The following is a 22,688-nucleotide window of genomic DNA, read 5'->3' on the forward strand; positions in this document are numbered from 1 at the left end:
ATTAACCTCTTGCAATTAGCTTTACTTCCTGTTCTGTAAAATGTGTAAGAATAGATTCCCTTATATTCCCGACTTTTAATAGTTCAGCCATTTTGGCAGCTGGAATTGATCTTGATACAATTCTAGAATCTTTAGCGACAACATTTTTTGCGCTTTGAACAAGCTCAAAAAATTTGTCTGGCTCTGCAGACAATGGGTCTGCTGCAATAGAGTAAAGTTGTTGGATAGGTCTTATGAAATTAAATATGGATACAACTCTTCGCAATCGTAGCTCTGCGGTGGTAAGAAGTGATTCAGGGACGATAGCATCGAAGCTTTCATTAACTTTTTGTGTTTGAGAAATAATTTCAGCTTGTGGCATACATGTATCTATCATTTTGTTTAGACGATTTAACTCAGACCTTAACTGATTAAGTTCTTCACGAAGATCATTTAAAACCTCTGGGATCTTTTCACGCCATGGAGCTCTTGAAAGAACGATAGCCAGTAGAGGTGGTAACTTCAAATCTAGGTAGAGTGAGGGTACCGATTGAGCAAAGTCAAACCATGGACGGCGCACCCTATTATACATTTCGTCAATAAAGCCTGCCGCACTACCATGCATACTATCTAGAAGTTGTTGATTGGTAAAACATGTTGCTGCTCCTAGTTGATTTGGAAATGCATGAGCCAATTCACCAATCGTTTTTAGCATCGAAGGATATTGTTTACTAAATAGATCAATATCGGTATTAATTAGAGTGCTACGAGTATTGCTACTTTCAACAAATTTTCCATTGCTAACAGTTACCCATTCGGTTGCCAATAATCTGTCAAATGTATTTGAAACTTGGAAAGCAGTAAATGATGCTTCATTTCTTATTTTGTTATCTAGCCTGAGATATTGTGTATGCCCATCTGGGTATGATACCTTGACGCAAGGGACTAAGATCTCTGTATACTCATGTAAAAGAAGTGATCTTAATGCACTCTCTGCAAATTCGATATCAGATCCAGATATTATTGGGCCATCAATAATTCTTCCTAAAGCAGAGGCTGCCTCTAGGTCAGTAAAACACCATGATGCTGGTTTGTTCTCAATAGAGTGAATAGCGACTGTACGGTAAATATCAATTGCACTAGCAGGATGGCCGAGTGTAGGAACATATGTGCTTACTCCGGTTTTAGATATAGACTCATCTTGTCGTGTTACATAATATAGTATGTTAGGATGCATAATAAATTCCTTTAACGCTTAACCTATTTAACTTACAAATATGTTGGTCGCGATAGTAAATATGGGTGAATAGCAACTTATATAAACAATATGTTTACCTGAATAATATAAGCGTTGCTACTTGAACGTTTTTTTATAAAAGCACTCCTAACAAAACAGGTTGCCATCTGGCACATATTAACCGGAGGGATAGAAAACTGAAGGGGCAGGGGCCTAAAACCGGCTCTGGCTCAACAAATTAGTCAATAAGTGGCTCATTTTTGTTTGGTTTGACTTGGTGATGACTTGCCATCGCCCCAAGCGGCTTTGGCGTGCTGCACAGCCCATTTTTGGCCCTTGGTATGGTTTTTCTCCCCGGTTTCCCTTCCTTCGCTGGCCCGGTTTGGGGCGGCAGATCGTGGTTGCAAACTCCTCTGAACGTCTCCGCCACGCTGTTGGGGCAGCCGGTGTCGAGCTCGTCACTTTTGTCGTGTCGATCACACTTCCCACCCCGTCGTCACCCTCGTCAGTTGTAGCATTCAGTACGCATCTCTTTCTGATTACTCCTTTATTTTCAGATGGTTGTGAATTTTTATCGCACCCTTGGCCCGTTTTGGTCTGATAAATGCTTTATGGGGGCTGGCCGCCTCTTTGCCTGTCGGCGGGCGGCCCGGTGTAACGAACCATTTAGGATCCCTCTCTATGAACAGCTTCGTGATTGCAGATCCCAGTCTCTGTATTGGGTGTCGTACCTGTGAGGTGGCCTGCGCCGTTTCACACCAGTCAGGGTCTTGCAGCGGGACCCTTGAGCGGGAGGGCGGCCTGCATCTTGCCATCGAGGATGGACATCTGGTCTCCAGGGACAGCTACTTTCAGCCGCGCCTGAAGGTGATCGTGGGCAGCAAGGTGACCACGCCGGTGCTCTGCCGCCAGTGTGAAGACAAGCCATGCGCCATGGCCTGCCCGAACAATGCCATCGTCAGCGAGGATGGTTGCGTCAAGGTGTTGCAGGAGCGCTGCATCGGCTGCAAGTCCTGCGTGGTGGCCTGTCCTTACGGCGCCATGGCGGTGGTGCTCAAAGAGGTGCCCCCGGCTGCCGATTCGCTCTTCAAGCGTCCGCAGACCAAGGCGCAGGCGCTCAAGTGCGATCTTTGCCGTCACCGCGAGGCGGGCCCGGCCTGTGTCGAGGTGTGTCCGACCCAGGCGCTGCGGCTGGTCACGCCGGAGCATCTTGAAAACCTGAACCGGCAGAAGCAGCTGGCCAGTGCCGAGGCACTGCTGGCGATGCCGGCGCGGGTGTGAGCGGGCTTGCCGAGCCGTTTTTCGTTAACAAACAAGAGTGTGAGTCATGAAAAAAGTCATTACCGTGTGCCCCTACTGCGGCACCGGTTGCAAAATCAACCTGCTGGTTGAAAACGACAAGGTGGTGGGGGCCGAAGGCGCCAACGGCCGGACCAACGAGGGGCAGCTCTGCCTCAAAGGCTATTACGGTTGGGATTTCCTGAACGACACCAACCTGCTGACCCCCCGTCTCAAGAGCCCGATGATCCGCCGCGAGCGCGGTGGCAAGTTCGAGGCCGTCTCCTGGGACGAAGCGATCGAGTTCGCCAGCAGCCGTCTGGCTGCCATCAAGGCGAAATATGGCCCGGACGCCATCATGACCACCGGCTCTGCCCGTGGCCCGGGCAATGAAGCCAACTATGTGATGCAGAAATTTGCCCGTGCGGTGATTGGGACGAACAACGTCGACCACTGCGCGAGGGTGTGACACGCACCCTCAGTCTCCGGTCTGGAGACAACTGTAGGCAACGGCGCCATGAGCAACGCCATTCCCGAAATTCAAGAGACCAAGTGCCTGCTGGTGTTTGGTTACAACGCTGCTGACTCTCACCCCATCGTCGCTCGCCATATCCTCAAGGCGAAGGCAAACGGGGCCAAGGTGATTGTGTGTGATCCCCGCATGGTGGAGACCGCCCGTATCGCCGATCAGTGGCTGCCGCTCAAAAACGGTTCCAACATGGCGCTGGTTAACGCCTTCGCCAACGTGTTGATCAATGAAGGGCTCTACAACAAGGCATTCGTCGCCAACTACACCGAAGGGTTCGAGACCTTCAAGGCGACGGTGGCCAAGTACACCCCGGAATATGTCGAGGGGATCACTGGCCTCAAAGCCGCAGATATCCGCGCTGCCATTCGCACCTATGCCGAGTCGCCTGCTTCCATGATCCTGTGGGGCATGGGGGTGACCCAGTACGGTCAGGCGGTGGACGTGGTCAAGGGGCTGGCGGGTCTGGCGCTGCTGACCGGCAACTTCGGTCGCCGCGGTACCGGTTGCGGGCCGGTGCGCGGTCAGAACAACGTGCAGGGCACCTGTGACATGGGGATGCTGCCCCACCAGTTCCCGGGTTATCAGTCGGTGGCCGATCCCGAGATCAGCGCCAAGTTCGCCAAGGCGTGGGGCGTGGCGTCGCTCTCCCAAAAGCCCGGCTATCGCCTGACGGAGCTTGGCCACAAGGTGGAGGAGGGCAAGTGCAAGGCCTTCTATATCTTCGGTGAAGATCCGGCCCAGACCGAGGCTGACTTGGGTCAGTTCCGCCGCACTCTGGCGGGGATGGAGCTGGTGATCGTGCAGGATATCTTCATGACCCAGACCGCCGAGATGGCCGACGTCATTCTGCCCGCCACAAGCTGGGGCGAGCATGAAGGGGTCTACAGCTCGGCGGATCGCGGCTTCCAGCGCTTCTACAAGGCGGTGACGCCCCCTGAGAACGTGAAACCGGACTGGGCGATCTTCTCGCTGATGGCGACCGCCATGGGTTATCCCATGGAGTACCACAACACCGAAGAGATCTGGGACGAGATGCGTGCGCTCTGCCCGCTCTACGCCGGGGTCAGTTACGACAAGATGGCCGATCTCAAGAGCGTGCAGTGGCCCTGTCCGACCGAGGAGCACCCGGGCACCAGCACCTTGTTCGAGGGGAATGTGTTCACCACCCCGAGCGGCAAGGGTCAGCTGATTGCCTCCGAGTGGCGGCCGCCGCTAGAGCAGCCCTGTGCCGAGTACCCGCTGGTGCTCTCCACCGTGCGCGAGGTGGGTCACTACTCCTGCCGATCCATGACCGGCAACTGCTCGGCGCTGCAAACCCTGGCCGATGAGCCCGGCTATGTGCAGATCCACCCGAGCGATGCCAAAAAGCTCGGGGTGAAGGATCAGGCGCTGGTCTGGATCTCGTCGCGCCGTGGCAAGGTGATCACCCGGGCCAACTACAACGACCGGGTCAACGCCGGGGTGGTCTACATGACCTACCAGTGGTGGATCGGGGCCTGCAACGAGCTCACCATCGAGCACGTCGATCCCGTCTCCCACACGCCGGAGTACAAGTACTGTGCGGTGAAGATCGAGCGCATCGAGGATCAGCCAGCGGCGGAAGTGTACGTCCAGACTGAATACAGCGCGCTCAAGGCGAAATTGCGCAGCGCAGCCAAAGGCTGATCGCCCTAAAAAAGAGGTTCTGCACAAATAAGGGAACCCGACTCGGATTTATCGAGTCGGGCACCCTTTTATTACCCAAAGAAAGGGGAGTAAATGATGCAACATGAAATTGGTCGCTTATTCGGACTTTTCTATATTGGCACCTATCTGGCGGCGATATTGCTGGGAATAGGTTGCTATATTTGGCGCGACGAGATGATATTTCTGCTCGGCTTCGGTTTTTTCGGCTGTTTTATGGCGGCACGGCTTGCCATGAGCAGCGTGTTTTCTGCCTTGAGTATTTCCAGTGCCTGGCTGATCGGGTTTATCTCCACCACCTTGATCAACGGCCTGCTGCTGGGGGTGATCACTCTGCTGGTCTACCTCACGCACCAGAGCGTCACCGCCGAGCTTGCCGACAACGCCAGCTGGCTGCTGATGGCCTTCCAGAGCCTGTCGGCCCTCTTTATCTTCGGTGGCCTGAAGTGCTGCCACAGCCGGATCATCACCTCGTAAATTGCCGATGGATGGGCAGCAAACGCCATCTTGAAACCCGCAGCCAGTGAAGCAGCCAGCGAAGAGAAGAGGCAGATCTGACAGTTGACGGCGGCCCACTTTTCGGGCGCCTTAATTGAGATCAAGAACTGATGAAATAACCGGTTAAATATGGCCATCAGATATATTAAATCGGATTGTAATGAAATTTGAGCTCATCTATGATGAGTCGCCATTCCAATATATCCCCCGATAACGATGTTACTTTTTGTTGTCGTTCGTTAATAACAACTCTGGAATTGCAACATGCGACAATTTTCGTCACCGCTTTTCTTATTGGCAGCCACTTTTACGGGCTGTAGCTATTTATTTTGGTGACGGGAGCTTGTCGTGATGCGATGGCATGGACAGCCTGACTGGTGACTAAATCGATATAACGTGAGGCCGCAATGCTAAATGTGAGTGCCATCCCCCTGGACGAGATCTCTCCCATCTGGGACGACGGTTTCCTCCTGCTCTCCAAATCCCTCCTGTCGGCCGTGACGCTCGATGATTTTATCCACAAACTCAACAAGATAGATGCCGGCTTTGGCGGCGTGACCCGGGTCAACCTGATCCTCAACATGGGTGCGGACGAGGAGGCCATCTTCTACTTCATGGGACATTCCGGCCCAAAGCATCTGGTCTGCCCCAAGGCAGAGCTGCACCTCTCCCCCCGTCCTACCAAAGAGACCCCGGAACAGGCCATCATTCTCGCTGCCGCCCGCTTTGAGAATCGCTGCCCGGCGCTGGATCGCGAAGGGGTCTACGACGGGCTGCGCTCCTACTGCCAGCTCCCCATCACCACTGCCCGCAGCCACCTTGGCGGGGTCGAGTTTATCAACACCCAGCTCGACAGCTTCACCATGGAGACCCTTGCCAAACTGACCCAGCTTGCGGCCATTATCGCCATTGCGCTGGAGAACGTGCTCGACAAGGAGCGCACTCTGGAGCAGGCCAACTCCCTGCGTCTTGAGCGCGACAGCTGCAAAATTCTGGTGGATGTGACCAACGCGGTAATCAAACTGGTGCGCATCGCCGAGCTGCCCAAGAGCCTGTTTACCATCCTGCACCACCACTTTGGCATCAGCAGCTTGTGTCTGGCGGAGTACAACGCCACCTCCGACAGCTTCAAGAGCTATCTGGTCAATCAGCACCAGAGCGATCAGCCGGGCATCATCGATCACTCCTGTTTTGAAAAGAAGTGTCTGCAGGGGGCCCTTGGCCACAGCGAGCCGTTTTTTGTCTATCGCGAACACGGCCACGGTTGCAGCAATCGCTGCCGCTTTACCTCCCAGATCCTGCCGCCCGAGGCCGACAGCTCCTGCATTTTGCCGCTGCGCTATCGGGGCAACCTGCTGGGGGTGCTGATCCTCTCGCACCCCAACGCCGACTTCTTTGCCGATATCGATATCTCCTTGCTGGAGCAGGTGGCGGCACGTACGGCCATTGCCATGAACAACGTGCAGGCGCAGCAGGAGATCTCCAACACCAACGGCGCCAAAGAGAAGACCATTCGCATCAACGAGCCGCAGATGCAGGGGGAGTTCCCCCACATCATCTACCAGAGCGCGGTGATGGAGAGCGTGCTGGAGAAGGTGCGGCTGGTGGCCGAGAGCGACAGTACCGTGCTGATCCTCGGCGAGACCGGCACCGGCAAGGAGCTGATCGCCCAGGCCATTCACGCCCTGAGTGCCCGCCACGACCACGAGATGGTGAAGGTGAACTGCGCCGCCATTCCCACCGGTCTTATCGAGAGCGATCTCTTTGGCCACGAGAAGGGGGCCTTTACCGGCGCTCTGACCCAGCGGATCGGCCGCTTCGAGCGGGCCCACAAGGGCACCCTGTTCCTCGACGAAGTGGGGGATATGCCGCTGGACTTGCAACCCAAACTGTTGCGGGTATTGCAGGAGCACGAGCTGGAGCGGGTGGGCAACAGCAACCCCATCGCGGTGGATGTGCGGCTGGTGGCCGCCACCAACTGCGATTTGCTCTCCATGGTCAAGAACAAGCGCTTTCGAAGCGATCTCTACTACCGCCTCAACGTCTTTCCCATCGAGCTGCCGCCGCTGCGCGAGCGGCGCGAGGACATTCCGCTCTTGGTCAATTTCTTTATCAAGAAGATCGCCAAGCGGATGCGCCGCACCATCACCTCGATCCCCGCCGATGCCATGAAGATGCTGGTCTCGCTCCCCTGGTACGGCAATATCCGCGAGCTGGAGAACGTCATCGAGCGCGCCGTGGTGATGACCCGCGGCCATGTGCTCAACCTCTCGCCCGATGAGCTGATGCCCCTCAAGGGCTACCACAAGATTGAGACCCTGGTCTATGACGAGCCCGCCACGCCGCTCTTTGCCGAGGAGGGGCCGATTGATGAGCGCGAGGCGATCATCGCTGCCCTGCGTGACTGCAACGGCATCGTCGCTGGCGAGCGGGGGGCGGCCAACCGTCTCGGCATGAAGCGCACCACCTTGCTCTCAAAAATGAAGCGGCTCGGCATTTCGGCCAGAGATCCCGAGATCATTGACGGGGTCGCACCATGAGAGAGCTACTTGAGCTGGAGGCGCGTGACGAGCTTAGCGAGCAGAGCGAACAGAACGAGCTGGCACGCTGCGCTATCCACCGCGAGGTGGTGCACTACCGCGCCGATGCGCTGACCTGCGACAGCGAAATGGCGCTCCCCTCCGAGACGCCGGTGGCGCTGGTCTACAACGGCATCGCCCACAGCGTGATGATGTGCTCGGCCTCCGATCTGGAGGATTTCGCCATCGGCTTCTCGTTATCCGAGGGGATCATCGACAGCCTGCTCGATATCCACGACATCGAGCAGATTGACGGCTGTCAGGGCATTGAGCTGCATCTCACGTTGGCCAATCGCTGCGTTCATCGCCTCAAAGAGAAGCGGCGCACCATGGCGGGGCGCACCGGTTGCGGCATCTGCGGCAGCGAGAGTCTGGAGCAGGTGATCCGCACCCAGCCAAGCTTGCCCGACAGTCAGCGTCTGGCGGTAGGGCATATCGATAAGGTGCTAAGCGCGCTGCGCCCGCTCCAGCTGCTGGGCCAGCGTACCGGCGCTACCCATGCGGCAGTGCATCTGGATGGTGAGGGCAACATTCTCGCCATTCGTGAAGATGTGGGACGCCATATTGCGCTGGACAAGCTGGTGGGCCATCTGTGCCGCACGGGTCGCCGTGACGGCGCCATTCTGGTGACCAGCCGCGCCAGCTTCGAGATGGTGCAAAAGTGCGCCAGCGCCGGGGTGGAGATCTTGCTCGCCATCTCCGCCGCCACCGAACTTGCGGTCGAGCGGGCCGAGCAGACCGGGCTCACCCTGGTGGGCTTTTGCCGCCCCGGGAGGGCCGAGATCTACAGCGGCTGTCAGCGCATTCTGCTTAAGTGACAGCAAGAGTGAGAGCCTGCTAAAGGGCTTATAAAAACTGGCAATGAAAAAGGGCGGGGAGTGTGACTCCCCGCCCTTGTTGTATCTGCTGCTGTGGCGGCTTAGCGTGCCAGCAGGATACGCAGCATGCGGCGCAGCGGCTCGGCGGCGCCCCACAGCAGCTGGTCACCCACGGTAAAGGCGGCCAGATACTCAGGGCCCATATTGAGTTTGCGCAGACGACCGACCGGAATGCTGAGGGTGCCGGTGACGGCCGCCGGAGTCAGCTCGCGGGCGGTGATATCGCGATCGTTGGGGATCACTTTCACCCAGTCGTTGTGGGCAGCCAGCAGCGCTTCGATCTCCGCCAGCGGCACATCTTTTTTCAGCTTGATGGTGAAGGCCTGGCTGTGGCAGCGCAGGGCGCCGATCCGCACGCACAGACCATCCACCGGAATGACGGCGTTCTCGATACCCAAAATCTTGTTGGTCTCGGCCTGACCCTTCCACTCTTCACGGCTCTGGCCGTTGTCGAGCTTGGTGTCGATCCAGGGGATAAGGCCACCGGCCAGCGGCACGCCGAAGTTGTCCACCGGCAGGGTGCCGGAACGTGTCTTCTCGGTGATCTTGCGCTCGATATCGAGGATGGCGGAGGCGGGATCCGCCAGCTCGACCGCCACTTCATCCCGCAGCATCCCCATCTGGGTAACCAGCTCGCGCATATGGCGGGCACCGCCACCGGAGGCCGCCTGATAGGTCGCCACGCTCACCCACTCCACCAGATCGGCCTTGAACAGGCCACCGAGGGCCAGCAGCATCAGGCTGACGGTGCAGTTGCCGCCAACGAAGGTCTTGATGCCATCGTTCAGGGCCTGCTCGATGACATCGCCGTTGACCGGATCCAGAATGATGACGGCATCTTTCTCCATCCGCAGGGAGGAGGCGGCATCAATCCAGTAACCCTGCCAGCCAGCGGCTTTCAGGCGCGGATAGACATCCTTGGTGTAGTCGCCGCCTTGCGCGGTGATGATGATATCCTGCTTGGCCAGCGCCTCGATATCGAAGGCGTCCTGCAGAGTACCGGCATCGACGCCGAAGTTGGGTGCGGCCTCACCGGCCTGGGAGGTGGTGAAGAATGTGGGTTGAATATGGGCGAAATCCTGCTCTTCCTGCATCCGGCTCATCAGAACCGATCCCACCATGCCACGCCAACCGACCAAACCTACTTTTTTCATAATGTCCTACCCTGGATTGCTGCTAAAGAAACTCGCGGTGACACCCGTAACCCCTTGTCTGGCGACGCCTGTTTACAAGCGGTTTACAGGCCATTTAAAAAATATGCGCTGCGAAAAATGCGTCTATCCACATTACGGATTGTGGCGGCTTGCGCAAGTCGAATTGCGCAATATTCTGTGCCGTTTGCTGCATTAACCGGCAGCCAGAGCACCGCTAAGGCAGACGGGCAGGGAGAAGGTCAACATCAGACGAAAAGGCCACCGTTTATGGCGGTGGCCTGTCAATAAAGTGGTTGAGAACGTCCTCTGCTGTTGTCTGAGGGCGTAGTTGGCGAGTGAAACAGCCCGACAGCTTAGGTGCTTAGCCGTAACGGGCGAGGGTCAGCCCCTCATCGCTGATGGCGGGCTCGCTGCCGTTGATAAGATCGCACAACAGCTGACCCGAGCCGGCCGCCATGGTCCAGCCCAGGGTGCCGTGGCCGGTATTGAGCCAGAGACCGGGAATGGGGCTGGGCCCCACCAGCGGGGTGCCGTCCGGCGTCATGGGGCGCAGGCCGGTCCAAAACTCGGCTTGGCTGATATCGCCCCCCTCGGGGAAAAGATCCCCCACCACCATCGCCAGGGTGTCGTGACGTCTGGGGTTGAGAGCGAGGTTGTAGCCCGACAGCTCCGCCATGCCGCCGACCCGGATCCGCTCGTCAAAACGGGTGATGGCCACCTTGTAGGTTTCGTCCAGCACTGTACTGCGCGGCGCGGCCTCGGCATTGATCATCGGCAGGGTGAGGGAGTAGCCCTTGACCGGATAGACCGGCAGCTCCAGCCCGAGCGGGCGCAGCAGCGGCCGCAAAAAGCCGGTGGCATAGCTGCCGAGCGCACAGACGATGGCATCGGCGCGATAGCGCTGATCGCTCGCCCGCACCGCCACGGCGCGGCCGCGGGCTTGCTCAATCTCGTCGATGTCGCAGTTGAAGATGAACTTGACCCCGAGCTTCTCGGCTTCAAGGGCAAGGGCCTTGGTGAAGCGGAAGCAGTCGCCGGTCTCGTCGCCGGGCAGACGCAAGCCGCCGACGATTTTGCCGCGCACCCGCGCCAGCGCAGGCTCTGCCGCTTCGCAGCCGCTGGCATCCAGCGACTGGTAGGGGACGCCATACTCCTCCAGCACCTCGATATCGCGTTGACTGGCATCGAGCTGGGACTGGCTGCGAAACAGCTGCAGGGTGCCGAGCTGGCGCCCTTCGTAATCGATGCTCAGCTCGTCGCGCAGCAGCTTCATGCAGTCGCGGCTGTATTCGGCCAGACGCACCATGCGCCCCTTGTTGGTGGCATAGGCGGTCGGGGTGCAGTTGGCGAGCATCTTCAGCATCCAGCGCAGCTGGAAGGGGTCGGCAGTGGGGCGCACGGTGAAGGGGGCATGCTTTTGCAGCATCCATTTGGCCGCCTTGAGGGGGATGCCGGGAGCTGCCCAAGGGGCCGCATAACCGGGGGATATCTGCCCGGCGTTGGCATGGCTGGTTTCAAGGGCGACGCCACCTTGTCGCTCCAGCAGGGTCACCTTGTGACCCGCTTTGGCCAGATACCAGGCGCTGGTTACCCCAATTACGCCGCCACCGAGAACCACTATCTCCATATCGTCTTTCCTTAGACTCGTTTTTCTGATGTTTGGTTGATGGAAACCTTGATGTGGCCACCACCATAATCAGCCGCCACAGGATATTCAACCGCTCTGCGCAGGATTGGGATCTCCGTCTGCCTGCCAGTCACAGGCTGGTGTTTGGTGCGATGGCACGCCTGATTGCCAGCGTAAATCGCTACGCTGTTGTCAGGGGAGTGTGTCAGGAGGCATGGTCCGCTTACAGCAGCTCAAGATGGATCAGATAGTGCTCCGCCGTCGCCAGAATGGCTTGCTGCTGCGCTGCGGCTTGGCCATCCCAGTTGGCATAGGGGAGGGCGAGGCGGGGATTGCCGCCCAGTTTGTCCCGATTGCGCCAGAGAAAGTGCCAGTAGAGGCTGTTGAAGGGGCAACTTCCGTCGCCGTGGCGTGCTTTGACCTGATAGTGGCACCCCTTGCAGTAGTGGCCCATCCGCTCGAGATAGGCGCCGCTGCTGGCGTAGGGCTTGCTGCCCATCAGGCCGCCGTCGGCAAACTGGCTCATGCCGCGGGTGTTGGGCAGCTCCACCCACTCGATGGCATCCACATAGATACCGAGATACCACTGATCCACCTCATCGGGGTCGATCCCTGCCAGCAGGGCAAAGTTGCCGGTCACCATCAGCCGCTGGATATGGTGGGCGTAACCGTGCTCAAGAGACTGGCCAATGGCGTGACGCACGCAGGCCATCCTGGTTTCGCCATTCCAGAAGAAACCCGGCAGCGGCCGTTTGGCCTCGAGAAAATTGCTCTGCTTGTAGTCGGGCATCTTCTCCCAGTAAAGGGCACGGACAAACTCGCGCCAGCCGAGGATCTGGCGAATAAAGCCCTCCACCTGTGCCAACGTGATGGTGGCCTGATTGGCCTGCCAGTGGGTCTCGGCGGCGCGGATCACCTCAAGCGGATGAAGCATCTTGCTGTTGAGGGAAAACGACAAACGGCTGTGAAACAGGCTCCACCCCCGCTCGCTCAGGGCATCCTGATAGCGGCCAAAATGGGGCAGGCAGTGGGCCAGAAAATGGGCCAGCAGCTCGCGACTCTGGCGCCTTGTGATGGGCCACGGCAGCTTGCTGGCATCCGCCTCGCCTATGGTACTGACCCCGTGGCGGGTCAGCATGGCGTCAATCTCGCTCACCTCGTTGGCAAAGGTGAGGGGTTCCGGGATTGGCTGGCTCGCCGGCAGCTTGGCGCGGTTCTCGTCATCAAAATTCCAGCGCCCGCCAAGGGGTTGGCCGCGCTCATCGAGCAGCACTTGGTATTGCTTGCGCAAGGCGCGGTAGAAGAACTCCATCCGGCTGTGGGGATAGCGCTGCCAGCCATCACGGGGGGTGAGAAAATGTTCGCTCTCCACCTCGGTGGCTGGGATGGCAAGGCCAGCGGCCCAGCTTTTCAACTGGCTGGCGAGGCGCCACTCGTCCGGGCTCTGCCAGGCAAAGCTGCTGGCCTGATGTGCTTCGAGCTGAGCCTCCAGCAAGCCGGGCAAATCGGGCCAGCGGGCGCTCTCATCAAGGGTCAGGTAACAGACGCGGTGGCCCGCTTGGGTGAGTGCCGCTGCGAAGGCGCGCATGGCGGCAAAGAAGGCCAGCACCTTCTGGCGATGGTGGTGGCAGTAGTCAGTCTCCTGACGCAGCTCTGCCATCAGATAGCAGACCACCGGATCCGGGGTGCGAAACCAGCTGTGACCGGCGTTCAGCTGATCGCCGAGAATCAGGCGCAGCTCCATCAGACTCGCTCCCCCTCAGGTTGCTGGCTGCTGTGACGAGCGTGGCGACAGCGCTCGCTGCAGTAGCGAATCTCCTCCCAGCTGCGTGCCCACTTGCGCCGCCAGCTGAAGGGGCGCTGGCAGACGGGGCAGATCTTCTCGGGCAGATGGGGTTTGCGATGCATGATGGCTCCCGGCCCTGGCTGATGGGGGATGTGGCGTGTGGGTAGGGAGAATAACGAACCGGGGGCGCGGGCGGATCAACCTCACTGCCAGTTTGCCGCGCAGATGCGCACTTTGTGAGCGGGCGCACAGCCTGTCAGTGCATCTCTTGTTTGCAAATTAACCAGCCGTTAACGTGGCGAGGCTGCCCGTTGGCAGCATCCATCTATGGATCTTGTTGGCCACCGACTGTCTACAACGATATGGAGGGGAGTGATGCCAATCATGACAGCTACGCCCCGGGCAGCTTGCCTGCTCGCCCACTGGTATACTCGGGATCCCATTCTCACCTTCGACTTTCCTCACCGCTGATTGGCGGCACCCGCCATTTGAATTTGTCAGCCGGACGACCCTGATCGCCCCGGCCTCTTTGCCAATTCCAATTTCAAACACACTGGCCTAGCGCCGGTGAGGAGTCTTATATGCGTCGTATACCCGAGCCGTTTCGTATCAAGATGGTCGAGCCCATCAAACAGACCACTGGCGCCGAGCGCCGTGCCGCCCTCGAGGCCGCTGGCTGGAACCCCTTCCTGCTGTTGGCCGAGGATGTCTATATCGATCTGCTGACTGACAGCGGTACCGGTGCCATGTCCGATCGTCAGTGGGCCGGCATCATGATGGGGGATGAGGCCTATGCGGGCAGCCGCAACTTCGTCGAGCTGGAGCGCACGGTGCGCGACATTTTTGGTTACCAGCATGTGATGCCCACCCACCAGGGGCGCGGGGCCGAGCAGATCCTCTTCCCCGAGTTGGTCAAGCGCTGCAAGGGCAAGGCGCCGGTCTTCATCTCCAACTACCACTTCGACACCACCAAGGCCCACGTGGAGTTAGCCGGCGCGCGGGCTATCAACCTGCTCACCCCGAAAGCCCTCGACACCACGGCCCCCTACGCCTGGAAGGGGGATTTTGATCTCCCTCGCCTGACCGACACCATCGAAACCCTGGGGGCCGACAACGTGGCCGGCATCATCATCACGGTGACCTGCAACAGCGCTGGTGGCCAGCCGGTCTCCATGGCCAATATGGAGGCGGTTTCCGAACTGGCCCGTCGCCACCATATTCCGGTGGTGATCGACGCCGCCCGCTTTGCCGAGAACGCCTGGTTTATCAAGGAGCGGGATCCGGCCTATGCCAAGCACAGCATCAAGGAGATAGTGCGCCAGATGTTCGCACTGGGGGACATCTTCACCATGTCGGCCAAGAAGGACGGGCTGGTCAATATCGGCGGGCTCTGCTGCTTTAAAGAGGATCTCGACCTGTTCCGCGCGGTGCAGGTGCGCTGCGTGGCGATGGAGGGGTTTGTCACCTACGGTGGCCTCGCCGGACGAGACATGGCGGCGCTCGCCATCGGTCTGCGCGAGGGGATGGATGAGGAGTATCTCACCTATCGCATAAGTCAGGTGGCTTATCTCGGCGAGCGGCTGGCCGAGGCGGGTATCCCGATCCAGACCCCCACCGGCGGCCATGCGGTGTTTGTGGATGCCAAAAAGCTGCTGCCCCATATTCCGGCCGAGCAGTTCCCGGCTCATGCACTCGCCTGCGAGCTCTATCTGGAAGGGGGCGTGCGCGGGGTGGAGATTGGCTCCCTGTTGCTGGGGCGCGATCCCGCCACCGGCAAGCAGGAGGCGGCGGACTTCGAGCTGTTGCGCCTCACCATTCCGCGCCGGGTCTACACCCGGGATCACATGGACTATGTGGCCGACTGCCTGATCGCGGTAAAAGCGCGGGCCAGCGGCATTCGCGGGCTCACCTTTGACTACGAGCCGCCGCTGCTGCGCCACTTCACGGCGCGGCTCAAGCCTGTCTGATCAGCAACCGGTCAGACTGGGTGATCAACCCAGCCAAGCCGTGAGGATCACCGGCTGCTCCCGGTTAAACGGCCAAGTAAAAAAGCCCCCGCACCAAGGTGCGGGGGCTTTCGTTTATCGAAGCGAAGCGGGGGTCAGACCGCCTGATACTCCAGCTCGACCGAGCCCAGCGCCTTGAGAGTGGACTGGGCGGAGTCACGCTGGCTGATTTGGCCGTTTTTGTTCTCCAGCAGCACGGCGCGGCGGATGGTGGCGAGATCTTCGCCATTAAGCACCGCATGGGCGCAGGCCATCTGCATCGGCGGCAGGCTGGGGTTGAAGGCGGCGTTCTCGGCGTAGCGGCCAGAGAAGATGCGGCCATCGGCAAACTGCAGCGCCACCGCGGCATAGCCCTGGCTATAGGGGGCGTAGCTTTGACGGGCGGCGGCCAGCGCGGCTTGCCACAGCGGATCTTCGCTTTGAAGTTCAAGCTCTGCGTGATCCTGCGGGCTCATCAGCGCATCCGTGATGTCGAGATCCGCCGGGCCAAACGAGTGAGGCAGGAAGGATTGCAGGGCGCTCAGGTCATCGGGCAGAGAGACTTTCAGGATCTTGGCGGTGCTCAGCTCGTTCATGAACTGACGGCAGTGGCCGCAAGGGGTGTAGTTGACGGTGATTTCAGATATCCCGGTCTCGCCACCCAGCCAGGCGTTGGAGATGGCGGACTGCTCGGCGTGAACCGAGTGGAACAGACCTTGCCCAGCAAACTCCATGTTGGCACCGAAGTACCAGGTGCCGCTCAGGCCACAGGCGATGGCACCGACATAAAACTTGGAGATGGGGGCCACAGAACAGGCGGCGGCCAGCGGCAACAGGGCGAGGCGCAGGGCGCGATCATCGAGACCTGTGGCGGCTTTCAGGGTGGCGACTTGCTCCGGCGTGAAGCGGGCGTTGAAGTCGGCACTATCCAGCATGGGCTGCACGGCTGCTTTGAGCGGGGCAGAGAGGGTATCGAATGGCTTGGCAAAACGGGGATGCATAGTGTGTCCTCAAAGGCCAATTGGGCGGCCATTGTAGGGAGCAAGCTCGGGTAAATGTGTGAGCAGGCTCACGCCCTGACGGGCAAACGGAGGCGGATGGTAATGGAAACGTTTGTCTTGTGCAAATTGTGCGGCAGGTCGCACCCCGAGAGGCCAGCAGGCCCCCCGGAATGATCAACAGGTGGTCAATGGGGTCATCAGATCAGCCAGTGATAGATGGCAAACAGCAGCGGCGCGACGGCAGCGGTGAGGATCCCGCACACCACCATGGCGAGCGAGGCAAAGGCCCCCTGGGTGATCCCCTTCTCGGCGGAGGTGGCGGTGCCGATGGCGTGGGCACAGGCCCCCATGGCGAGCCCTTGGGCTTCCGGATCGGTCACTTTCAGCAATCTGAGCAGCGGGTAGCCGATCAGGGCACCGACAATCCCCACCACCACCACCACGGCGGCCGCGATGGCGGGAATGCCGCCGATGGACTGGCTGACGCTCATGGCGAGCGGGGTGGTGATGGATTTGGTAGCCAATGAGGCGAGCAGCGCCGGATCTGTGCCCATAAAATGACCGATCAGCAGGGTTGTGCACACCGAGATCAAGACGGAGGCGAGGGTACAGATTAGGATGGGCTTGAGTTTGGCCTGGATCTGGCGCGCCTGCTGATAGAGCGGCAGCGCCAGCGCCACCACGGCGGGCTCCAGCAGCATGGTAATGGGGCTGCTGCCGCGCTCGTACTGCTCAAGGGGCAGATCGAGCCAGAGTAGTAGTCCAATGATCACCGCGGTCGGTACCAGCACCGGATTGATGATGGGCCAGGGCAGGCGGCGATAGAGGGCGCGGGTGGCGAAATAGAGCGCCAGGGTCAGAGGGATCGCTAGCCAGAAGATCATTTGTTCATCCTCTGGTAGAGCCGACCGACGGTGGCGAGGATCAGCACGATCCCGAGCACGATGCAGAGCATGATGACGCCGAAGGATTGGCGCAGGGGCTCAAGCCAGGCCACCAGTCCGACTGCAACCGGCACGAACAGCACGCCCATGTGGCGCAGCAGCAAGCCTGCCCCCAGCTCGACCCAATGCAGCTTGATCAGTTGCAGGGAGAGCAGCACAAACAGCAGCAGCATACCGATGATGCTGCCGGGAAAGGCGAAAGGCAGGATGGCTGCCACGGATTTGCCTGCCAGCAGGCAGGCGACGATGACCATAAAGTCACGAAAGTACAGCAAGGCGCGTTGCGCGATCACGTGAACCTCATCGACTGGGAAGAAAAATCGCAGTTTACCAGAGAGGCCGGGTCGCGGCATTAAAACAATAACAACTGAAATCAGTTCATTTGAAGCTGATTTGATTGGCAATTTTTGAAATTTGTCTGATAGAACCCTTTTCGAACTACAAGGAGTAGTGATGACATCCCTCTTGTCCCGAGTTCGCCAGCTGGCGAACGATAATGCGTTGCCACCCCATCTGCTGCAAACCCGTCAGTGGGAAGGGCCCCTGTGTCGGGTGCGACTCGACAACACCGGTTCTGATGCCACTCCGGTTGAGCGCTGGGTGCTGTTTGACGGCAAGCTTGGCCTGCCGGTGGAGAGCGCCATCTATGGCGAAGGATTCCAGATGCTGGCCCAGACCATGGGTAGCTGGCAATCACCGCAACATGTCGGCCGTTGCCCCGATGCCAGCGTTTATCGCATCACTGATGACAATGGCTATCACACCATTCACAACCTGTTGCTGGTGGAGCATGGCAAGGGGTGGCTGCTGCTCGCCTTTGCCAGCTGCCACCGTTTTGGCGGGGAGTTTCGTCTCTATCCCGATGGCCGCTTGCAGATCCTGATGAACTGCGAAGGGCGAAAACTTGCAGCCGGTGAGCACTGGCAGAGCGAGGCGCTGATCTGCCTCGAAGGGGCTGAGCGCGAGGATCTGCTGGCCGAGTTGGCACGGCTGATCGAGGTCGAGCACGGCTCGCTGATCGGCAAGGTGAGTGAGCGCCCGAGCGGCTGGTGCTCCTGGTATCACTACTACGCCGAGGTGAGTGCTGCCGATATTCGCGAGAACCTGCAGGTGCGTGCCGAGCGCTTCCCGGCCCTGCGCTATGTGCAGATAGACGACGGCTATCAGGCCAAGATGGGCGACTGGCTTACCCCGTCGGCCAAGTTCGAGCAAGGTGTTGCTTCATTGGCTGCGGAGATCAAACAGGCTGGCTGCGAGCCCGCCCTCTGGGTCGCTCCCTTTATTGCCGAACCCGGTTCGCAGGTGTTTCAGGATCACCCCGACTGGTTTGTGAAGGGGGATGACGGCCTGCCGCTCCCCTCCGAGCGTGTCACCTATGGCGGTTGGCGTTGTACTCCCTGGTATGTACTGGATGGTACCCACCCCGAGGTGCAAGCGCACCTTGAGCAGGTGTTCCGTACCCTGCGCGAGCAGTGGGGCATCCACTACTTCAAACTCGATGCCAACTTCTGGGGCGCCATCCACGGTGGCCGTTTCCACGATCCGGCCGCCACCCGGGTTGAAGCCTATCGGCGCGGTATGGCGGCCATCCTGCGTGGTGCTGGTGAAGGGGCCTTCCTGCTCGGTTGCAACGCCCCCATCTGGCCGAGCCTTGGATTGGTTCATGGCATGCGGGTGAGCGATGACGTGGAGCGCAATGGCCACCGCTACCGCCAAATTGCCCGTGAAGCCTTCTGCCGCGCCTGGCAGAATGACAAGCTCTGGGCCCTCGATCCCGACTGCATCTGTCTGCGCGATCTGCCGACCCAGCAAGCGAGCCAGGCTGAATACAGTTTCCATCTGGCAGCGTTGGTGGCAAGCGGCGGCATGATGCTGGCCGGTGATCGGCTGCAAGATCTCGATGAGGGGCAGGCAGCGCAACTGCGCAAACTGCTTGAGCTCTGTGCGGCTCGGGCACCCTCTGCCCGTTTCGAGTCGATGGACTTTGCCTGCGGTGAAGTGAGCCTGCCCGAGGGCGGAACTCTGCTCTGCCTCTTCAACGGGGAGGGTCAACCACAGGAGTTTCTGCTGCCGGAGGGGGGAACCGATTGTTGGCAGGGGCAGGCAGTCGGCACAACCGTGACCCTGCAAGGGGGCGAGGGGCGGGTGATCCACTACACCTGATCACTGCCTCACCACATACAATTCAGGCTCCATCATGGAGCCTGAATTGTTTCAATTAGCGGTTATCAGTCACGTTTTTCAGTAACGCCACTCAAAACCAACGGCGTATTTGGCAGAGCCATAGCCCGGGATATCACTGCCGGAGGCGATCGCCTTGAGGGTTAGCAACGGGGTGATGGGCACCCCCAGACCAAAACCGATGGCCAGCTGATCATTGGGGTTCCCCATCAGATCGACCCGCATCACCCGATAGAGGGACATATCCTCGCTCAGGTGCATATAGGCTTGCGAAGCGCGATTATAGACCTGACCAAACACCTCCAGCTGGAAACCTGACTGGGCGCTGATGGCCAGCGGTACCCCGACAAACTTGTAGAGATGGGAACCGTTGAAGTAGCTGTTGGTGATCAGGGGAGTGAAATCAGTCTGCTGATAAAGGGTGTTGAAGTTCTGTTCTACGATGCGATAGGTCTGCTCGGGCAGGCGAGCAAGATAATCCGGCACATCGAACCGGTATGCGGCGTTGGCTGCCAGCGGCAGCAGGGTCAGTAATCCGAGCAGTGCGTGGTGACGAGGCATCAGCAAATGGCTTCCGTTCGGCCAAAGAGATCTCTTGCTTGGGAGACATCCGCTCAGGATGTTGCAAGATATTGGTTTTTGGGGAAATCCCCTTCGTCATTATGACCTGAAGAAGGGGATGGGCGGGAAGGATTTATTGTGAAACTACTCACAACTCATAAATCTTCCAGATAGTGGTAGAGACTCTTAAGAATCGCAAAGTTCCGTTCGTTACTCTGGTTCTGCTCGGCCAGCGCCTCGAGACGGGGCACATAGTCCGGCAGACGGCGGCTGAAGTAGTCGCTGCAGTGCAGGCGCCAGCGTTTCTGCTCCGCTTCGCTCAAGGTGTGCGGCCAGTTGCGGGCGCGGTAGCGGAACAGCATCTCCGGCAGCCGGGAGTCGGTAAAGGCGAACTCCCGTTCACCCAGCAGATCCGCGGGGGTGGCACGCACCAGATCCATGGTGGACTTGTCGCCATGGCCAAAGAATCCGGCGTAAAGCTGGGTATCGGGGTCGCTCTCATTGCTGCCGGCGAACTCCTGATTGAATACTTCCACCAGTTTTTCCCGCACCTCGGGGTGGGCGCGCAGCAGATCCAGGCTCTTGCGGCACTGCTCCCGATTGATGCCGAGCTCGTCGGCCCGTTCCGCCGTCAGGGTGGCGGCCGGCGCCAGCACCGGGCACTTGTTGATGTGCACCAGTTTCACCGGAATGCCCGCCAGATCCCCCAGCTCCTCTTTTTTGGTATAGAGGCGCTCGCGGATCTCCTCGCTCGTGAGCTCTATAAGCGGGGTGGGGTCGCGGGTCAGGTCGACCATGATCACCGCGTTCTGGTTGGTGGGGTGCCAGGCGAGTGGCGAGACCCAGCTTGCACAACCCTGCCAGGGGGAGAACATGCCGGAGACGTGCACCAGCGGCTTCATGGTCACCACGTCAATCAGCGCCTTCACTTTATTCTTGTTGCGAAGGTCAAACAGGTACCCGAACAGCTTGGGTTGCGCCTTTTTCACCAGCTTGGCCATCTCGATGGTGGCCAGTACGTCAGAGAGTGCGTCGTGGGCATTGGCGTGGGCCACGCCGTTGCCGACTGTCAGCTTTTCAAGTCTGAAACTCGGTTTCCCCTCATCGTCAAAGGCCCACTCGATCCCCTCCGGGCGCAGGGCATAGCAGGCCCGCAGCATGTCGAGAATATCCCATCGGGAGTTGCCGTTCTGCCAGCTGTAGGCATAGGGGTCATAGAAGTTGCGATAGAGGGTGTAACGGGTCACTTCATCATCGAAGCGGATGCTGTTGTAGCCAAGCACACAGGTATTCGGCGTGGCGAACTGCTCGTGGATCTGGCGAATGAAATCCGCCTCGCACAGCCCATCCTTCATCGCCTTTTGCGGCGTGATACCGGTAATGAGGCACGCCTCCGGATCCGGCAGATAGTCCGCCGGCGGCTTGCAGTAGATGACCAGCGGCTCGCCAATGATGTTGAAATCCGCATCGGTACGAATACCGGCAAACTGCGACGGCCTGTCCTTGGCGGGGCTGATGCCGAAGGTCTCGTAGTCGTGGAAATAGAAGGTAGGATTTGTCTGCTGGTTCATTTCGTGGTTCTGAATTGTGTCTATATGCTTGAAAAACAAGTCGTTATACGGAGTGTTATCTCAGATTGTCTCACTTTGTCCGATCTTGATTCAGTCCGTTTCAGACCAGTTTGGTACATATCTGTGTACACGTTAGGACGCGTTAATGTGTCAGTGAAAAATCAGATGACCAGTCACAGGAGAGTCATATGCCACTTACTGATACGAAGCTACGGGCCCTCTATGGTAAGCCCTACTTTGGCAAGACGGAATTGTCAGACCGTGATGGACTGTCAGCTCGGGTCACCGAGCGAGGCACCATCTCGTGGCAATATCGCTATCGCTGGCAAGGAAAAGCAGCGAGACTCAAAATTGGACGCTATCCCGACCTTAAACTCGCTGATGCCAGGGCGTTGATCCCTGCTATCCGTGGCGCTCTTGAACGTAATGAACATCCCAGAGTTTTCTGGGATAAACTCCACCAGAAGCATGATGTCACCCTGAAACAGTGCTGCGAGCATTTTCGTGAGCACCATTTGCCCAAACTGCGGCCTCGTACGGTCATGCTCTATGAGCATACCATGCAGCGCTATTTCGAACCTCTGTTTATTGGTATTCCGGTGGAACAGATCCCGTTTTCGAGCTGGCTGGAGTGGTTTGATAAGATTGGCAAGAAAAAGCCGAAAAACGCAGGGCATTTATTGCGCAGGTTAAAATCCATTCTTAGTTTTTGTATTCGGCGTAATCTCATTGGCGGCTCCCCGGTGCTGCAATTACGCACCGAAGATGTGGGCTCTCAACCTGAGAGAGGCACTCGTGTGTTGACCATGCGTGAACTCGCTCAGATTTGGATTGCATTTGAACAGAGCAGGGCCAGCCGCGGATTAAAATTGGCAGCCAAATTGGTGATCTTGCTTGGTTGTCGCAGCGGCGAGGCATTGGGTGCACAGTGGAGTGAGTTCAATATGGAGGAGCAAATTTGGACGGTTCCCGCTGCTCGCGCCAAATGTGGGGCGCCAATACGTCGGCCTATTCCCAGCAGGGTTATGATGCTGCTGCAAGAAGCGGCAGCGAGAGATCGGCTAAAGGGAGGGCCAGTATGTCGCTCGCCAGTGAATCCGAAAAGATCGTTGAGCAGTGCGTCCCTGATCCAGTTAGCAGAGCGTGTGCGAGATAAACTGGATCTGCCGTATTGGCGTATGCATGACATGCGTCGAACTGTAGTGGTCTAATCATCC

At 58.6% G+C, this 22,688-nt stretch carries 18 protein-coding genes; 8 read left to right on the top strand and 10 right to left on the bottom strand.

Annotation, left to right across the window (positions count from 1 at the left end; all coding sequences use genetic code 11):
* Window position 1 precedes the first annotated feature (1 nt).
* Window positions 2-1,216, bottom strand: coding sequence for a hypothetical protein (locus BN1139_RS21205; protein WP_005351571.1), 1,215 nt, complete (start codon window positions 1,214-1,216; stop codon window positions 2-4).
* Between the two features lie 681 nt (window positions 1,217-1,897).
* Between BN1139_RS21205 and BN1139_RS19700 the strand changes: the two genes are divergently transcribed.
* The 5 genes from BN1139_RS19700 (at window position 1,898) to fdhD (ending at window position 8,601) form a co-directional block, all read left to right on the top strand.
* A complete protein-coding gene (locus BN1139_RS19700; RefSeq protein ID WP_005351580.1) occupies window positions 1,898-2,497 on the top strand; it encodes a 4Fe-4S dicluster domain-containing protein in 600 nt (199 codons plus the stop codon).
* 46 nt (window positions 2,498-2,543) lie between these two features.
* Complete coding sequence (fdhF, locus tag BN1139_RS19710; RefSeq protein ID WP_080559467.1) at window positions 2,544-4,688, top strand: formate dehydrogenase subunit alpha; 2,145 nt, start codon at window positions 2,544-2,546, stop codon at window positions 4,686-4,688.
* Window positions 4,689-4,784: 96 nt separating this feature from the next.
* On the top strand, window positions 4,785-5,183 hold the full coding sequence (locus BN1139_RS19715; protein ID WP_005351584.1) for a hypothetical protein: 399 nt from the start codon (window positions 4,785-4,787) through the stop codon (window positions 5,181-5,183).
* 428 nt (window positions 5,184-5,611) lie between these two features.
* Window positions 5,612-7,744 carry a sigma 54-interacting transcriptional regulator gene (locus tag BN1139_RS19720; protein ID WP_005351586.1) on the top strand — a complete coding sequence of 711 codons (2,133 nt, stop codon included), beginning with the start codon at window positions 5,612-5,614 and terminating at the stop codon, window positions 7,742-7,744.
* Window positions 7,741-8,601: a formate dehydrogenase accessory sulfurtransferase FdhD gene (fdhD, locus tag BN1139_RS19725; RefSeq protein ID WP_005351588.1), complete on the top strand. Its 861-nt coding sequence runs from the start codon at window positions 7,741-7,743 to the stop codon at window positions 8,599-8,601. The genes BN1139_RS19720 and fdhD overlap by 4 nt, the downstream gene beginning before the upstream one ends.
* A gap of 101 nt (window positions 8,602-8,702) precedes the next feature.
* Here the strand turns inward: fdhD and asd are convergent, their stop codons facing one another.
* The 4 genes from asd to BN1139_RS21210 form a co-directional block, all read right to left on the bottom strand.
* A complete protein-coding gene (gene asd, locus BN1139_RS19730; protein WP_005345266.1) occupies window positions 8,703-9,815 on the bottom strand; it encodes an aspartate-semialdehyde dehydrogenase in 1,113 nt (370 codons plus the stop codon).
* 361 nt (window positions 9,816-10,176) lie between these two features.
* Complete coding sequence (locus BN1139_RS19735) at window positions 10,177-11,472, bottom strand: D-amino acid dehydrogenase (RefSeq protein WP_256689480.1); 1,296 nt, start codon at window positions 11,470-11,472, stop codon at window positions 10,177-10,179.
* A 193-nt stretch (window positions 11,473-11,665) separates the two neighbouring features.
* Window positions 11,666-13,186, bottom strand: a complete 1,521-nt coding sequence (locus BN1139_RS19740) for a cryptochrome/photolyase family protein (RefSeq protein WP_005351593.1) — start codon at window positions 13,184-13,186, stop codon at window positions 11,666-11,668.
* On the bottom strand, window positions 13,186-13,350 hold the full coding sequence (locus tag BN1139_RS21210) for a DUF2256 domain-containing protein (RefSeq protein ID WP_005351594.1): 165 nt from the start codon (window positions 13,348-13,350) through the stop codon (window positions 13,186-13,188). The genes BN1139_RS19740 and BN1139_RS21210 overlap by 1 nt, the downstream gene beginning before the upstream one ends.
* Before the next feature lie 459 nt (window positions 13,351-13,809).
* On the opposite strand from BN1139_RS21210, the gene BN1139_RS19745 reads away from it, so the two are divergent.
* Complete coding sequence (locus BN1139_RS19745; RefSeq protein ID WP_005351597.1) at window positions 13,810-15,195, top strand: tryptophanase; 1,386 nt, start codon at window positions 13,810-13,812, stop codon at window positions 15,193-15,195.
* A 134-nt stretch (window positions 15,196-15,329) separates the two neighbouring features.
* Here BN1139_RS19745 and cdd read toward each other — a convergent pair whose 3' ends face one another.
* The 3 genes from cdd to BN1139_RS19760 all read right to left on the bottom strand — a co-directional run bounded on the left by cdd (window position 15,330) and on the right by BN1139_RS19760 (window position 17,451).
* On the bottom strand, window positions 15,330-16,214 hold the full coding sequence (cdd, locus tag BN1139_RS19750) for a cytidine deaminase (RefSeq protein WP_005333283.1): 885 nt from the start codon (window positions 16,212-16,214) through the stop codon (window positions 15,330-15,332).
* A 197-nt stretch (window positions 16,215-16,411) separates the two neighbouring features.
* Window positions 16,412-17,098 carry an LrgB family protein gene (locus BN1139_RS19755; protein WP_005351600.1) on the bottom strand — a complete coding sequence of 229 codons (687 nt, stop codon included), beginning with the start codon at window positions 17,096-17,098 and terminating at the stop codon, window positions 16,412-16,414.
* Window positions 17,095-17,451, bottom strand: coding sequence for a CidA/LrgA family protein (locus BN1139_RS19760; protein ID WP_005333279.1), 357 nt, complete (start codon window positions 17,449-17,451; stop codon window positions 17,095-17,097). Before BN1139_RS19760 ends, BN1139_RS19755 begins: the two co-directional genes overlap by 4 nt.
* Before the next feature lie 160 nt (window positions 17,452-17,611).
* Between BN1139_RS19760 and BN1139_RS19765 the strand changes: the two genes are divergently transcribed.
* Window positions 17,612-19,321, top strand: a complete 1,710-nt coding sequence (locus BN1139_RS19765; RefSeq protein WP_005351602.1) for a glycoside hydrolase family 36 protein — start codon at window positions 17,612-17,614, stop codon at window positions 19,319-19,321.
* 78 nt (window positions 19,322-19,399) lie between these two features.
* On the opposite strand, the gene BN1139_RS19770 is transcribed toward BN1139_RS19765, so the two are convergent.
* On the bottom strand, window positions 19,400-19,900 hold the full coding sequence (locus tag BN1139_RS19770) for a hypothetical protein (RefSeq protein ID WP_005351606.1): 501 nt from the start codon (window positions 19,898-19,900) through the stop codon (window positions 19,400-19,402).
* Between the two features lie 155 nt (window positions 19,901-20,055).
* Window positions 20,056-21,471, bottom strand: coding sequence for an exodeoxyribonuclease I (sbcB, locus tag BN1139_RS19775; RefSeq protein ID WP_005351608.1), 1,416 nt, complete (start codon window positions 21,469-21,471; stop codon window positions 20,056-20,058).
* 188 nt (window positions 21,472-21,659) lie between these two features.
* Between sbcB and BN1139_RS19780 the strand changes: the two genes are divergently transcribed.
* Window positions 21,660-22,682: a tyrosine-type recombinase/integrase gene (locus tag BN1139_RS19780; protein WP_005351610.1), complete on the top strand. Its 1,023-nt coding sequence runs from the start codon at window positions 21,660-21,662 to the stop codon at window positions 22,680-22,682.
* Window positions 22,683-22,688: the final 6 nt, after the last annotated feature.

The sequence above is a fragment of the Aeromonas veronii bv. veronii genome (assembly GCF_000820225.1).
GTDB lineage: Bacteria > Pseudomonadota > Gammaproteobacteria > Enterobacterales > Aeromonadaceae > Aeromonas > Aeromonas veronii.

Coding starts and splice junctions, on each gene's coding strand:
- BN1139_RS21205 (WP_005351571.1), bottom strand. CDS start 1,216: ATGCATCCTAACATACTATATTATGTAACACGACAAGATGAGTCTATA.
- BN1139_RS19700 (WP_005351580.1), top strand. CDS start 1,898: ATGAACAGCTTCGTGATTGCAGATCCCAGTCTCTGTATTGGGTGTCGT.
- BN1139_RS19715 (WP_005351584.1), top strand. CDS start 4,785: ATGCAACATGAAATTGGTCGCTTATTCGGACTTTTCTATATTGGCACC.
- BN1139_RS19720 (WP_005351586.1), top strand. CDS start 5,612: ATGCTAAATGTGAGTGCCATCCCCCTGGACGAGATCTCTCCCATCTGG.
- fdhD (WP_005351588.1), top strand. CDS start 7,741: ATGAGAGAGCTACTTGAGCTGGAGGCGCGTGACGAGCTTAGCGAGCAG.
- asd (WP_005345266.1), bottom strand. CDS start 9,815: ATGAAAAAAGTAGGTTTGGTCGGTTGGCGTGGCATGGTGGGATCGGTT.
- BN1139_RS19740 (WP_005351593.1), bottom strand. CDS start 13,186: ATGGAGCTGCGCCTGATTCTCGGCGATCAGCTGAACGCCGGTCACAGC.
- BN1139_RS21210 (WP_005351594.1), bottom strand. CDS start 13,350: ATGCATCGCAAACCCCATCTGCCCGAGAAGATCTGCCCCGTCTGCCAG.
- BN1139_RS19745 (WP_005351597.1), top strand. CDS start 13,810: ATGCGTCGTATACCCGAGCCGTTTCGTATCAAGATGGTCGAGCCCATC.
- cdd (WP_005333283.1), bottom strand. CDS start 16,214: ATGCATCCCCGTTTTGCCAAGCCATTCGATACCCTCTCTGCCCCGCTC.
- BN1139_RS19755 (WP_005351600.1), bottom strand. CDS start 17,098: ATGATCTTCTGGCTAGCGATCCCTCTGACCCTGGCGCTCTATTTCGCC.
- BN1139_RS19765 (WP_005351602.1), top strand. CDS start 17,612: ATGACATCCCTCTTGTCCCGAGTTCGCCAGCTGGCGAACGATAATGCG.
- BN1139_RS19770 (WP_005351606.1), bottom strand. CDS start 19,900: ATGCCTCGTCACCACGCACTGCTCGGATTACTGACCCTGCTGCCGCTG.
- sbcB (WP_005351608.1), bottom strand. CDS start 21,471: ATGAACCAGCAGACAAATCCTACCTTCTATTTCCACGACTACGAGACC.
- BN1139_RS19780 (WP_005351610.1), top strand. CDS start 21,660: ATGCCACTTACTGATACGAAGCTACGGGCCCTCTATGGTAAGCCCTAC.